Consider the following 14,035-nt stretch of genomic DNA (forward strand, 5'->3'; position numbering starts at 1 on the left):
GCCAAAGTCCTGCGTTTCTTGTCCGGCCGTCACAACACGATGCCGGTCGCCTCGTTTAGCAGGTGCATATTGTTGAGGTCCATCGCCAAACGCATGGGTGCCCCGTCCCTGGCGCCGGCATTGGGGTTGACCCGGCCGCAGACCGGCGCGCCGTCGAGCCCGAAGTAGACCAGCGTCTCCATGCCCATCGGCTCGGTGACGTCGAGCACGGTGTCGAACATCTCGACGCCGGGCTCCAGATGCGCGTGCGACTCGGTGATGTGCTCGGGTCGGATGCCGAGCAGCAGCTTGTCGGTGCGGGGCAGAGCGTTGTAGCGGGCCGCGCGCGACGGCGGCAGCGCGAAGGCGATGCGGTCGTTGAGGCGCAGATTGAGCTTGCCGCCGTTGTCCTCGAGCCGGCACGGGATGAAGTTCATCGCCGGCGAGCCGATGAAGCCCGCGACGAAGCGCGTCGCCGGCTTGTGATAGAGCTCATTGGGAGTTCCGATCTGCTCGATGCGGCCCTTGTTCATGACGACCACGCGGTCCGCCAGCGTCATCGCCTCGACCTGGTCGTGGGTGACGTAGACCGTCGTGGTGCGCACCTTCTGGTGCACCTTCTTGATCTCGATCCGCATCTGCACGCGCAGTTTTGCGTCGAGATTGGACAGGGGCTCGTCGAACAGGAAGACTTTTGGGTTGCGCACGATGGCGCGGCCCATCGCCACGCGCTGCCGCTGGCCGCCGGAGAGTTGCTTCGGCTTCCGGTCGATCAGATCGGTGATGTCGAGCAGGCGCGCGGCCTCCGTCACCCGTGCCTTGATCTCGGCCTTCGGATAGTGTTTCAGCCGCAGGCCGAACGACATGTTCTCGGCGACCGTCATGTGCGGGTAGAGCGCGTAGTTCTGGAACACCATCGCGATGTCGCGATCCTTGGGCGGTACATCGTTGACGACGTCGCCGCCGATCATGATGTCGCCGTCGCTGATGTCCTCGAGCCCTGCGATCATGCGCAGCGTAGTCGACTTGCCGCAGCCGGACGGGCCGACCAGCACGATGAACTCATGATCTGCGATGTCGAGATCGATGCCGCGTACCGCCTCGACGTCGTCGTAACGCTTGATCACCTTGCGTAGCGTAACGTCAGCCATGAGTTCAACCCTTTGTCGCGCCGGCGGTCAGGCCGGCAATGTAGTAGTCCATCAGGAAGGCGTAGATGATCAGCGGCGGGGCGGCGCCGAGCAGGGCGCCGGTCATGATCTGCCCCCAGTTGAAGATGTCGCCCTTGATCAACGTGGTGGTGATGCCGACCGGAAGCACAAGCTGGTCGACGGACGTCGTGAACACCAGCGGATAGAGGAACTGCGCCCAGGATACAGTGAAGGCGAAGATGGTCGCAGCTATCAGGCCGGGCAGCGCGACGGGAATGAAGATCCGCGTCAACGTCTGAAGCCAGGATGCGCCGTCGATGATGGCGGCCTCGTCGAGCTCCTTGGGGATCGAGGCAAAGTAGCCGATCATGATCCAGGTGCAGAACGGCACCGTCAGCGTCGGATAGATGAACAGCAGCACGTACCATCTGTTGAGAAGGGGTATCCCCGTCCACTCCTGAACGACGGCAAAGACCTTGAAGAGCGGGATGAACAGCAGGCTGTCCGGGACCAAATAAGTCAGGAAGACGCCGGTCGCCAGCGTCGCCGAGCCCCAGAACTTCATGCGCGCCAGCGCAAATGCTGCGGGTATGCTGATCGCCATGGTGACGATCACCACGACGATCGACACCATGGCCGAATTCCAGAAGAAGCGGAGGAACTGGTTGGAGGTCAGCAACTCGACGTAGTTTGCGAGAGTCGGATGGAAAATCCACCAGGGGTTGGTGGCTGCAGAGATTTCTGCGCTGGTCTTCAACGAGGTGATCAGCATGTAGAGCGGCGGCGTCAGCGAGAAGATCGCAAACAGCACCAGGAAGAAATAGGACCAGCGCAGCGCCCAGGCGCGGTCGCGGCTCATGCTGCCGTATTTGACCTTGCGTCGGGGACCGGCCTTGTCGATTGAGACGGTGCTCATCAGGCTTCATTCCCGCGTTTGGAGACGTCGCGCAGGATGAAGATGGCCGCGACGGCGAGGATCGGAACCATGAACAGTGAGACGCTCGCCCCTAACGGAATGTCGCTGCTCTCGATGCCGACCCGGAATGCGTAGGTTGCAAAGATCTGGGTCTGGTCGAGCGGCCCACCCGAGGTGAGGATGCGCACGATGTCGAAATTGGCGAAGGTCACGATCAGCGAGAACAGCGTGGTGATGGCGATGATATTGCGCATCATCGGCAGGGTGACGTACCAGATCTTCTGCCACCAATTGGCGCCGTCGATGGCTGCGGCTTCATAGAGCTGGTCCGGCACGGATTTCAGCGCCGCCAGATACATGATCATGAAGAACGGCGCGCCGTACCAGACATTGACGAGAATGACGGAGAAGCGCGCCCAAAAGGTATCGCCGAGCCAGTTGACGGGACCGATACCGAAGAAGGAGAGCGTGTAGTTGAACGCGCTGTAGGAAGGATCGAACAGCCACAGCCAGGCCAGTGTGCTCATCGCCGGCGGAATCACCCAGGGCACCAGCAGCATGCCGCGCCACTTGCGCTGGCCCTTGGCCGGGATGTTGTGGACGAAATGCGCGACGATGAATCCCATCAGCGCCTTGAAGAATACGGCGGTGATCGCGAAGATGCAGGACTGCTTCACCACCATCCAGAACGTTTCGCGCTTGAATAGGAAGGTGAAATTGCCGAAGCCGACGAACTTCTGCATCGACTTGTTCAGCGTCGCCAGATGAGCCGAATAGAAGGCCGGGTAGAGCACGAGCAACGCGATCAACAGGATCAGCGGCAGCGTCAGGAAAAACGCCACAGTCGATTTTCGTCTCAACGCATTGTGCAGGCTCGCGCCTTTGCGGGCGCTCGCTGTGCGAGCGGTGCGACCGCGCTGAACGACGACATCGGCCATGTCCGAACCTTCCTTGCAGAATGTCTGCTCGCGAAGCCGGCTGCATCAGTCGGCTTCATCGGATCATCATCGAACGGCAGATTGCCCTGGCGGCTCACGGTGGAGCCGTGAACCGCCGTGGTTCTCCCCGGTTTAGGTTCGCATGAAACCTTCGCACTCGCCCTCGGCCCAGGCGAGCGTGGTCTCCATCTTCTCTCCCTGTGCAAAGCGCAGCGCCATCTTGGTGAGGATCGCCTGTGCATAGATCTGTTGGGCGATCTTTGGTGGGGCAGGAGAGGCTGCAATCGATAGCATCTGATGATTGTAGGGATTGGGATAGTGATAGAGCGTTCCCTTCGGCGGCCCTTCCTCCGCCCATGTCTTCAACGTTGTCATGTTCGCATAAGCGGGCAAGTCGTAGCCGCCGCTAGCAGAGACGAACTTCTCGATCGACGACGCCTGCGACAGATGGGCGAGCAGGCTCTTGGCCGCTTCCTTGTTCTTGGAGAAGCTCCAGAGGCCCCAGTAGTAGGGCAGATAAGGCGCAAAGCGACCCTTCGGGCCCGCCGGGAAGCCGTGCGTCCAGCATTGCTCGGCAACCTGCGGCGCGTCGCGCCTGGCAACCGCCCAGGCGCTTGGCGGGTTCATGATCAGGGCACCGCGGCCGGCGAACAACCATTTGTTGTTCGAGGCGTCATCCCAGGACGGCGCGTCGGGCGGAAGGAAGGCGATCAGCTTCTTGTAGTATTCGAGCGCCTGACGGACCTGATCGGTCTTCACCGTGGGCTCTCCCTTGGTGTTGACGAGTTCGGCGCCGAACGACTGGAAGATCGCGCCGGCCGTATCGACACTGTCGGTGGTTTCGCCAAGGCCGATGCCGAACGGGAAGCCTCCCTTATGACAGGCTTCCGCGGCCTTCAGGAAGGTATCCATTGTCCAGTTGTCGGCTTTGGGCGGCGCGCCCGCGGGGTACATTTCCTGGACGTCGATGCCCGCGTACTTCTTCATCAGATCGATGCGCGTGCAGGGTCCCTTGATCTGGCTTCCCGGCGTCGCGGGGACCGCAAGCCATTTGCCGGCCGCCTGTCCGAGATATTTCACGGTGCCGTTCACTTCACCGTTCTGCTTGATCGCCGGCTCCACGACGTCGTTCACCGGCTCGAGCTGTTCGGCGTAAGCGTGCGGCCACCAGGTGTACATCTGAAGAATATCGTGACCGGACTTCGCCTGCGCTTCGGCTGCAACGGTCAACTCGATCTTCTTGTTGTTGCTGGTGATGTAGTCGATGGAAACTTCGACCTTTTCCTTTGCCGCCCACTCGTTGACGAGAGCGGTGGAGGTCTTGTTGGCGTCGGGCACCCAATGATCCCAGAAGCCGATCGAGAGCTTGCCGGCGGCGTAGGCCCCGCGCACATAGGGCGCGGTGATCAGGGCCGCGGAGGACATCGCAGTTGCGGCAACAAATTGTCGTCGCGTCAGTTTCTTGCGTGACATCTCGTTTCCTCGCTCTGTTGTTTATTGTTTTGGTCTTCTCTTGGTGCCGTCCTTGGTGCTTGTTTTTCGTGCCGGTTCTTGTTTTTTCGTGCCATCGCCTCGCGCGGCCGGTCACGTGAGGCGCGGAGAATTGGTAGCGCGATCAGAGCAGAATTGATCGCGTCTGTCGAGAAATCCAAATCGTGCGCATCTAGAACTAACGTTGCGTGCGAGCACGCACCAACATCGGTGGTGGCGGTGAACCGAAGCGCATCCTTTTGCGACGCACACAGTGGGTGCGACAGCCGGGCCGACGATCCCTACGCAATTACGCCGCAGTTTCGAATAAGCCTTCATAACCGCTTCGCGCGAAACGCTTTTCAGGCGTGGACAGGTTCGGGCGTGTTTCGACACGTGCCTAGACCTGGCCGCGGCGGCAACGTTAGAGTTCCAACCGGGCAGACTCCTGCCAGCAGAGATTCCAATAAGACCGACGATGGAGACCAGAATGATCAACCCGACGCAGCCCACGCGGCTTCGCCTGCGAAAATGGTTCGCGCTCGGGTCAACGCTGGCGCTGTTGTTGGGCGCCGCCGCCGTTGCCAACGCGCAAGGCCTGGTCAAGGGCGTGCAGGACGGCGCAGCCGCCGGCAACAAGGCGGCCGGTCCGGTCGGTGGCGTGCTCGGCGGTGCGATCGGCGGCGTGGTCGGCGTGTTCACCGGCGTGCTCGGGGTCAACAACAACCAGGCGCCGGCCGGTAAGGACGCCAAGGATTCCAGCAAGGATGCCAAGGACTCGAGCAAGGGCGGCAAGAACGCGGACGCCAAAGGTGCCAAGGATAGTGCGAAGGATGGTACGAAGGAGGGCGCCAAGGACAAGTCGGGCAAGGGCACCAAGACTGCCAGGGCCGGCAAGGACAAGGACGTCACCGTCCTGACCCAGAACGGCGCGCCCCAGGTCACGGCCGAGCAGCTTGTCGCCAACAGCGACGCCTATATCGAGCGCATCAAGACCGAGCTGAACCTCACCTCCGACCAGGAGAAGCACTGGTACGGCTTCTCCAGCGCCATGCACTACCTCGGCCATAATGGTGCAGAGCGTCTCAACCTGCGGGTGGCGCGCGCCAAGCGCGATCCGCCCGACGACATCATCGAGCAGATGCGCAACGAGGCGCAGTTCCTGATCGACCGCGCCGCCGATCAGCGCAACGTCGCCGACGCCGCCGAACCGCTGTTTTCGAGCCTGGACGACAAGCAGAAGCAGGTCTTCATCCAGGAGATGGTGCGGCTCAGCCACGAGCGCGGGCTGGATTGATCAACTTGAATCGGATCTGGCGCGCCTGAATTAACGGCGCGTGCCACGAATTCGTGAATCCTCACGCAATCCCGCTTATGATTAGCTTCGTTTGATGTTGCGGGGCTGACATGGCTGGCGGACTCTCCGTTTTCCTGGTCGAAGACGAGGCGTTGATCCGGATGATGATCGCCGACATGGTGGAGGAGCTTGGCCACCGTGTCGTCGCGGAGGCGGATAATGTCCGGGACGCCAGCGCCTTCGCCATGACCGCGCAGTACGATTTCGCCATCCTCGACATCAATCTCATGGGCGTCTACGTCGACCCGGTCGCCGATCTGATCGAGCGGCGCCGCAAGCCATTCCTGTTCGCGACGGGTTACGGGCCGGAATTGCTGCCGTCATTGCTCAGGCGCAGACCAATCCTGCGCAAGCCGATCTCGATCGACCAGCTCAAGACCATGATCGACTCGCTGTTTCCCGAAGGGGTGCCGCACTGACCCCGCCTGATCTGCGCGGGCCGCGAATAGCCGGGCCACCTTGCCCTGGGGTAGGTGGAAGGCGCGGCGCCCGGCTATCCTGCCGCAGCGGCGCGGCCCGCTCAATTCGTCACGGGAACTTGAAGAAAAACGGACCGGATCGCGCCTGACTTATGGCCGACTCGCGGCCTTGTCGGGAACCCGAGGTGATACGACGGCGGCTTGCGAATGAGTGTCTTCGCCGGCCCTGGCTGCCGGCGCGCGCGCATTCTGAGGTGCTCGCAAATTATGCAACTCCGTGTTGCGCGCTCGCCACACACCGTTTCAAAAACCATGGGTGCGAGGTTTGCAACGAAGGTCCGTGATGGCCCCCCAGCGGCGAAGCAGTTACGCATTTACCGGCTGCAACGAATCGCAATGAAATGAAGCGCAACGCGTTGCGCCGTGGAATCTGGAATGGCTGGGGCAGGCGGCTCGCGACCCGCACGGCGTGCGTTGTCGATCACGACTTTGCTGGCGGTGACGGCGCTCCTGACCGGCGCAGTGCAGGCGCAGGATGCGACCTGGCAGACCAATCCGGGCTCAGGCAATTACAATGCCTCCGCCAACTGGAGCCCGGCAACCGTGCCGACCGGCACCGCCTTCTTCGGGACATCAAATACGACAGCGCTGTCGATCTCGTCTCCAAGCACGGTCGGCGGCTGGACCTTCAATGCCGGGGCCTCGAACTACACCTTTACGATCTCGAACGCCGTTGATTTTGCCTTCACCGGTGCCGGCATCGTGGTCAACGGCGGCAGCGTCAGCATCACCAGCGGCGGCCTTGCCTTCCACAACAGCAGCACCGCCGGAAGCGCCAGCATCACCAACAATTTTGTTCTGCAATTTCTCGACAGCAGCACCGCCGGTACGTCCGCCATCACCAACAATGGCATCGCGACTTTCGACAACACCAGCAGCGCCGGCAGCGCCACCGTCACCACGAACGCCGGCGGCGGAACCTTCATCCGCAGTTCAGCGAACGGGGGAACCGCGCGTTTCATTCTGAACGGCACCGGCTATCTCGACATCTCGCAAATCACCACCGGCAGCACCACTGTCGGCTCGATCGAAGGCGATGGCGCCGTCCGGCTGGGCTCGAAGAACCTCACGGTTGGCGGCAACAATCTCTCGACGACATTTTCGGGCGTCATCCAGGACGGCGGCACGGGAGGCGGCACGGGCGCCTCGCTGACCAAGACCGGCACCGGCACGCTCACCTTGTCGAGCGCCAACAGCTACACCGGCGGAACGACCGTCACCGGCGGCCTCATCAACTTCAACGCGGCCAGCAATTTCGGCTCGGGTCTGATCACGCTCAATGGCGGCGGCCTGCAATGGGCCGCGGGCACGACGACCGACATTTCGTCCAAACTGGCGGCCATCGGCGCCGGCGGTGCCACGTTCGACACGAATGCCAACGTGATCAACTTCGCCACCGCGCTGTCCGGCACCGGCGGCCTGACCGTGACCGGCGCCGGTACGCTGACGCTGTCGGGCGTCAACACCTACGCCGGCGCAACCACGGTCAACCACGGCGTCTTGGGCGTGAACGGCACGCTGGCTTCGCCCACGATCAATATCGCCAACAACACCTCCGGCATGATCTACCTGAACGCCAGCACGGCCGGCAGCGCCAGCATCACCAACGACGGGAATCTGGTGTTCGCCAATACCAGCACGGCCGGCACTGCCACGATCACCAACAACTACAATCTGCAATTCGGAGACTTCGCCACGGCCGGCAGCGCTGTGATCACCAACAACGGCGTCCTCATGGAGTTCGTCGACCACAGCACGGCGGGCAGCGCCACCATCACCAACAACACGTTTCTGAACTTCTTCAGCAACGCCACGGCCGGCAACGCGGCCATCACCAACGGTGCTGCAGCCGGTACCGATTTCAGCACGACGTCCGGTCTCAATAACGACAACAAGATCAGCGCAGGCTCGATCGCCGGAGGCGGCACCTTCGCCCTAGGCCAGAACGAGCTCACGGTCGGCAGCAACAATCTCTCGACAACCGTCACCGGCAGCATCATCGACGGCGGCCTCGGGGGCGGCACGGGCGCCTCGCTGATCAAGGTCGGCACCGGCAAGCTGACGCTGGAGGGCAACAACACCTATACCGGCGCCACCACGGTCGATGGCGGCATCCTGGCGGTCAACGGCTCGATCGCATCCTCGGTCCTGACCACGGTCAATGCCGGCGGCACACTCGGCGGCAATGGCTTCGTCGGCAACACTTTGATCAATGGCGGCGCGCTGGCGCCCGGCAATTCGATCGGGCTCCTGACGGTGCAGGGCAGCCTGACCTTCACGGCGGCCTCGAGCTACATGGTGGAGGTCTCGCCGGCGACTGCCGACCGCACCAATGTCACGGGCACGGCGACGCTCGGCAACGCCACGGTGAATGCGACGTTTGCGCCCGGCACCTATGTGGCCAAGCAGTACACCATCGTGCACGCGAACAGCATCAACGGATCGTTCTCGTCTCTGGTCAACACCAATCTGCCGTCGGGCTTCGCACCGAGCCTGAGCTACGACACCCAGAACGCCTATCTCAACCTCGTGCTCTCCTTCACGCCGCCGTCCGGCAACCTCAACATCAACCAGCAGAACGTCGCCAACGCGCTCATCAACTTCTTCAACAGCAACGGCACGATTCCGATCGTGTTCGGCAGCCTTACGCCGGCCGGCCTGACGCAGATCTCGGGCGAAGTTGGCAGCGCGCCGCAGCAGGCGACGTTCAACGCCATGAACCAGTTCATGGGCCTGATGACTGATCCGTTCATCTCCGGCCGCGGCGATCCCGTCAGTGCCGGCGGCTCGCCGAACGCATACACGGATGAGAGCATGGCTTATGCCGCGACGGGCAGGGGCCGCGGCAAGAGCGAGCGCGATGCCTATGCGGCCGTCTACACCAAGGCGCCGGTTGCGCCGTCGTTCGAGCAGCGCTGGAGCATTTGGGCCGCGGGCTTCGGCGGCTCGCAAAATACGGATGGCAACGCCATCGTCGGATCCAACAACACGACCAGCAGCCTTTATGCCACGGCAGTCGGTGCCGATTATCGCGTCTCGCGCGATACGCTCGTTGGCTTCGCGCTCGCCGGCGGCGGCACCAATTTCACCGTCGCAAACGCGCTCGGCGGTGGCCGCTCGGACCTGTTCCAGGCCGGCGCCTTTTTCCGTCACATCGTCGGACCCGCCTACGTCACCGGCGCACTCGCCTATGGCTGGCAGGACGTCGTCACCGACCGCACGGTGACGGTCGCCGCCATCGATCGCCTGCGCGCCGAGTTCAACGCCAATGCCTGGTCCGGGCGGCTCGAGGGCGGCTATCGTTTCGTTGCGCAGGGCATCGGCCTGACGCCCTATGCCGCCGCGCAAGTGGCCGCCTTCGATCTGCCTGCTTATGCCGAGCAGGCGATCGTCGGCAGCAACCAGTTTGCGCTGGCCTACAACGCCAGGAGCGTCACCGACACCCGCACTGAGCTTGGCCTTCGCACCGACAAATCCTTCGCCCAGGCCGACGGCATCGTCACGCTGCGCGGCCGCATGGCCTGGGCGCACGATTTCAATCCGGATCGTGCCATCGGGGCCACGTTCCAGACGCTGCCCGGCGCGAGCTTCGTCGTGAACGGCGCCGCCATGGCCGCGGATTCCGCGCTGGTGACCGGCGCCGTCGAGAAGAAGTGGCTCAGTGGCTGGTCAGCCGCCGGAACATTTGAAGGTGAGTTTTCGAGCGTCACGCGCTCCTACGCCGGCAAGGGCGTCGTCCGCTACGCCTGGTGAGCTACCGCCGCTGCAGTGCAAAGCGCGCCGCATTGCACAATGGATTGCCCCGGCGCAACCCGGGCGCATGCAATTCGTTTAGGCATTCTGACTATCGTTCGAGCGAACAAGGCAGAATGCGGATGGACGACAAGCGAAAGCACCCGCGCGTCGAAATCGAAGAGCTGGCCTATGTGTCATCAGGCGGCTCGGTGATGAGCTGCGTGGTTCGCAACATCTCGGCCGCGGGCGCGGCGATCGACGTCGATAACCCCGCCTTTGTCCCGCAACGTTTCCGACTGGTCCTGGCGAAGGATTCGACCGTTCACGACTGCCGGGTGATCTGGATCCAGAAGAACCGGATCGGCCTCGCTTTCATCGACGGGTAGGACGGGCGCTGACTCCCGGATGGGACGAATTTCCTGCGCCGCCGACGCCGATAGTGCTAGCTTGTCGATTATCGGGATTGGATTGGCCAAGGCACTCGTCATGACTCCGGAGCCTGCCACGATCTGCCTGGGCTGCTGGCAGAACATGCATCTGCCGGTCCCCCTGCGTGGGCCATTGTCGGCGCCGTTTCGCCTGTTCGGCATCAGGCCGAGCCGGATGAACCCGAATACCTGCACCATCTGCGAGATGGCGTTTTCGCGGGTGATGAAGGCCCGCGCCGTCACCATCGACGCGTCAATCATGTTTGCGGACTTGCGCGGTTACACGGCGTTGACCCAGACGCTTGCGCAGGCCGAGCTGACCTCGCTTCTCGATGCCTTCTACGACGACTGCGCGGCGGCGATCTGGCGCTATGACGGCCTCTTGAACAAGACGATCGGCGATGCCGTGTTTGCGATCTTCAATTTTCCGGTGCGGCAGCCCGATCACGCGGTGCAGGCGCTGCTTGCCGCCCGCGACATCCAGGCGCGCTTCAGCCGCAGGCGCGAGGAGCTCGCCCGCGCCATCGGCGCCGGCGGCCACGAACTCGGCATCGGGATCGGCGTTGACAGCGGAGAAACCAATTTTGGCGAATTCGGCCAAACCCATCGCGACCTGACCGCGGTTGGGACCGTGGTGAACCGCGCGGCGCGCGCGCAGGCCGCGGCCGGACCCGGCGAGATCATGGTCACGCAGACGGTGAAGGACCGGACCGGCGACATGGTCGGGGGGAGCGGCCGCGAGCACATGCTGAAGGGCTTTCAGCAACCGGTAACCCTGTTTGCGGGGTAACGTATGATCCGGACCCGAAGGGCCGCGTTTGCGCTAAGTGCGCAGCGGTTTTCCCTCGCGAAAAACGCGGAATGCGTTTGCGCGGAGATCATGCGCCTTCAGAGCCACAAACACGAACGGCCGCCCGAGGGCGGCCATTCGATGGATGTGCTGGAATGCCTTTAGGCGAGGAAGGCGCTCAGATCGACGCCGGCAGCCATCGCGCCGAAAGACGCAACCAGACCGACGCAGCAGAACAGCAGCAGCGTCTTGAACGACTGGTCAATGGTGCGGGATTCAACGGCGGCCGGAATCGCGGCGAGAGAAATCATGCTCATGTCAGTACCCCCCTTTGTTGCCCCTGAATTGCATCAGGTGAGGGAACTCTTAGAGCAAAAAGTTTGACGCGAGCTTGCCAGGGATCCTTAACGGAATCGCAATCGGCGCGTGGACTCGCGGGCGTACCGCGGCACCATCAGCAAGATCGAGGCTGCGCTCAGCTGCGTGTATTTCGCAGCACCTTGGCGATGGTCTGGGCCGTCATCGCGGCACGGTCGGAAGCCCGCTGTGCGGCCAGCCGATCCTTGGCCTTTTCGGCGATCAGGAGCTCGATCAAGGCCATTCGCTTGTCGTCATCGTCAGCTTCGCTCAGAAGCTGGTGATAGCGATGATAGTCAAATCCGATATCTGGCTTACGCATGCAACGCCCCCGCACGCACTCCACGACTGGAGAATTGTTCCTCAACCCGTGGCGGTCGGCAAGATGGAACTCGCGCTTAGGGATGCAATCGCCCCAATGAGTTGTGAATTGCGCGGCCGCGCGGTGTCGCTGCAACCGGCCACTCACGCCGTATGGTGATCGGAAAAGGCCTTCAGGCCCTCAAAACTCGCATCGGGCTTCGTCACCAGGCTGGTCGGGATGTTGCGAAGGTAGCCCTCAAAATTTCCCTTGGCTTCGAATCGCTTGCGGAAGTCGGAGGCGGCGAGGAATTTTGGAAAGCGCGGCACGATTCCGCCGGCGATATAGACGCCGCCGCGGGCGCAAAAGGTCAGAGCCAGATTGCCGGCGACGGACCCGAGCAGGCCGCAAAACATCTCGAGCGCGGCGTGGCTGAGCTTGCAACTGCCATCGAGCGCGGCGGTCGTGATGCCGGCGGCGTCGCGCTTCGGGGCGGGAATCCCTTCGACCTCCGCAAGCGCCTCGTACAGGTTCTGCAAGCCGGCGCCCGACAGCGCGCCCCTTTCGATGCAGACGAAGCCAAGGCGCTTCCGCATGCGGTCAACCACATGCTCCTCGCGCTCCGTTTCCGGAGGAAGGGTGGCATGGCCGGCTTCCGTGATCACGGCGATACGGGCGCCGTTGCGCTCGACGAGGCAGGAGGCGCCAAAGCCCGTTCCCGGGCCAAGCACCAGCATCGGCGCGCCCGAAACCCCGGCCTTGCCGCCGAGCGGGAGCAGGTCGGCCGGCTGCAGCGCCGGCAGTGACCAGGCCAGCACCTCGAAATCGTTGAGGACATGGACCGTGTCGAAGGCGAAGGCCGGCCGCAGCTCGGCACCGTCGATGATCCAGGGGCTGTTGGTCATGACGCAGCGATTGTTCTCGACCGGTCCGGCTACCGCGAGGACGGCCGTCGTGACCGGCGCGGACAGGACGCTCCGGGAGAGGACGTCCGCAATCGCATCCTTGACGGTCGGAAAGTCCGCGACCCTGACGTAGGTGACGGCGCCGACGGCCCCGTCCTCGACCAGCGCAAAGCGCGCATTGGTTCCGCCGATGTCGGCGAGCAAGGCGTATCCTCTCGTCCTGCTGTCACTCATTCCCGCACAGAATCCCTTGCGTCTGCCTCACCGCCATCCAGTCCGCATAGCATCGGCGGGATGCCTTGTGAATCCACTTGGGAATCCGCCGACCCCGAGGACAACGCCGATCGGGCCGAACCGTTGCGCCGGCCGTTCCCGGCCGCGCGCCCATTGCCTATTGATGCAGCACAAGGACACATGCGGGCCGGATCGGCCAGCGTTGCCGGGGAGGCGGTTGCGAAGCGGCGCGGGAAGATCGACATTGCAAGTCTCAGGCTTTGCCAAAGAGGGGCAAGGATAGAGGGCCAAAGATAGAGGGTCACGGATAGAGGGTCACGGATGAAGATTTCCGGCCAGGACGTTTTGCTCGCGATCGACGTCCAGAACGACTTTTGCACCGGCGGCGCCCTGGCCGTCCCCGGCGGCGAGAAGGTGGTGCCCGCCATCAACCGGATCGCACAGGGATTTGCCAATGTGGTGCTGACGCAGGACTGGCACCCCCGCGATCACGTGTCCTTTGCCGCCAACCACGCCGCGAGGCAGCCATTCGAGACCGTCGAGCTGGATTACGGCACTCAGGTGCTGTGGCCGACGCATTGCGTGCAGGGATCGGCCGGGGCCGAATTCCATCGTGATCTCGACATCGTCGGGCCGAGCCTGGTGGTGCGCAAGGGATTTCGCCGCGGCATCGATTCCTATTCGGCGTTCTACGAGAACGACCGCAAGACGCCGACCGGGCTGCTCGGATATTTGCGCGAGCGCGAGCTGAAGACGGTGTTCGTCGCCGGCCTCGCGCTCGATTTCTGCGTCCGCTATTCGGCGGAGGACGCCCGTAAGGCCGGACTCGAGGTCGTCGTCATCGAGGATGCCTGCCGCGGCATTGATCTCGACGGCTCGGTCGCGGCGACCCATCGCAGCTTCAAGGCGCTTGGCATTGCCGTCGTCGGCTTTGAAGCGCTGTTGTGAAACGTTTGAGGCAAGGTTTGGCAGGACACACCGACAATCCGACGCCG

At 63.0% G+C, this 14,035-nt stretch carries 13 protein-coding genes; 6 read left to right on the forward strand and 7 right to left on the reverse strand.

What is annotated here, in order from left to right; translation table 11 throughout:
* Positions 1-29 precede the first annotated feature (29 nt).
* The 4 genes from KUF59_RS22270 to KUF59_RS22285 form a co-directional block, all read right to left on the reverse strand.
* Complete coding sequence (locus KUF59_RS22270; protein WP_212461091.1) at positions 30-1,130, reverse strand: ABC transporter ATP-binding protein; 1,101 nt, start codon at positions 1,128-1,130, stop codon at positions 30-32.
* Positions 1,131-1,134: 4 nt separating this feature from the next.
* Positions 1,135-2,046, reverse strand: a complete 912-nt coding sequence (locus KUF59_RS22275; RefSeq protein ID WP_212461092.1) for a carbohydrate ABC transporter permease — start codon at positions 2,044-2,046, stop codon at positions 1,135-1,137.
* Positions 2,046-2,984: a carbohydrate ABC transporter permease gene (locus KUF59_RS22280; RefSeq protein ID WP_212461093.1), complete on the reverse strand. Its 939-nt coding sequence runs from the start codon at positions 2,982-2,984 to the stop codon at positions 2,046-2,048. The genes KUF59_RS22275 and KUF59_RS22280 overlap by 1 nt, the downstream gene beginning before the upstream one ends.
* Positions 2,985-3,116: 132 nt before the next feature.
* A complete protein-coding gene (locus KUF59_RS22285) occupies positions 3,117-4,457 on the reverse strand; it encodes an ABC transporter substrate-binding protein (RefSeq protein WP_212461094.1) in 1,341 nt (446 codons plus the stop codon).
* Positions 4,458-4,944: 487 nt separating this feature from the next.
* Between KUF59_RS22285 and KUF59_RS22290 the strand changes: the two genes are divergently transcribed.
* The 5 genes from KUF59_RS22290 (at position 4,945) to KUF59_RS22310 (ending at position 11,243) form a co-directional block, all read left to right on the forward strand.
* On the forward strand, positions 4,945-5,751 hold the full coding sequence (locus tag KUF59_RS22290) for a Spy/CpxP family protein refolding chaperone (protein WP_212461095.1): 807 nt from the start codon (positions 4,945-4,947) through the stop codon (positions 5,749-5,751).
* 110 nt (positions 5,752-5,861) lie between these two features.
* Positions 5,862-6,230 carry a response regulator gene (locus tag KUF59_RS22295; RefSeq protein WP_212461096.1) on the forward strand — a complete coding sequence of 123 codons (369 nt, stop codon included), beginning with the start codon at positions 5,862-5,864 and terminating at the stop codon, positions 6,228-6,230.
* A 435-nt stretch (positions 6,231-6,665) separates the two neighbouring features.
* Complete coding sequence (locus KUF59_RS22300; RefSeq protein ID WP_212461097.1) at positions 6,666-10,043, forward strand: autotransporter outer membrane beta-barrel domain-containing protein; 3,378 nt, start codon at positions 6,666-6,668, stop codon at positions 10,041-10,043.
* A gap of 122 nt (positions 10,044-10,165) precedes the next feature.
* On the forward strand, positions 10,166-10,411 hold the full coding sequence (locus KUF59_RS22305) for a PilZ domain-containing protein (protein WP_212461098.1): 246 nt from the start codon (positions 10,166-10,168) through the stop codon (positions 10,409-10,411).
* Between the two features lie 100 nt (positions 10,412-10,511).
* On the forward strand, positions 10,512-11,243 hold the full coding sequence (locus tag KUF59_RS22310; protein WP_249140625.1) for an adenylate/guanylate cyclase domain-containing protein: 732 nt from the start codon (positions 10,512-10,514) through the stop codon (positions 11,241-11,243).
* A 161-nt stretch (positions 11,244-11,404) separates the two neighbouring features.
* On the opposite strand, the gene KUF59_RS22315 is transcribed toward KUF59_RS22310, so the two are convergent.
* From KUF59_RS22315 to glk, 3 genes are all read right to left on the reverse strand, one after another.
* Positions 11,405-11,560 carry a hypothetical protein gene (locus tag KUF59_RS22315; RefSeq protein WP_212461099.1) on the reverse strand — a complete coding sequence of 52 codons (156 nt, stop codon included), beginning with the start codon at positions 11,558-11,560 and terminating at the stop codon, positions 11,405-11,407.
* Between the two features lie 158 nt (positions 11,561-11,718).
* Positions 11,719-11,922, reverse strand: coding sequence for a hypothetical protein (locus KUF59_RS22320; protein WP_212461100.1), 204 nt, complete (start codon positions 11,920-11,922; stop codon positions 11,719-11,721).
* Positions 11,923-12,065: 143 nt separating this feature from the next.
* Positions 12,066-13,040 (reverse strand): glucokinase, encoded by a 975-nt coding sequence (glk, locus tag KUF59_RS22325; protein ID WP_212461101.1) that lies wholly within the window; start codon positions 13,038-13,040, stop codon positions 12,066-12,068.
* A 321-nt stretch (positions 13,041-13,361) separates the two neighbouring features.
* Between glk and pncA the strand changes: the two genes are divergently transcribed.
* Positions 13,362-13,988, forward strand: a complete 627-nt coding sequence (gene pncA / locus KUF59_RS22330; RefSeq protein ID WP_212461102.1) for a bifunctional nicotinamidase/pyrazinamidase — start codon at positions 13,362-13,364, stop codon at positions 13,986-13,988.
* Positions 13,989-14,035: the final 47 nt, after the last annotated feature.

Origin of the sequence: Bradyrhizobium arachidis (genome assembly GCF_024758505.1) — a bacterium.
Taxonomy (GTDB): Bacteria; Pseudomonadota; Alphaproteobacteria; order Rhizobiales; family Xanthobacteraceae; genus Bradyrhizobium; species Bradyrhizobium manausense_C.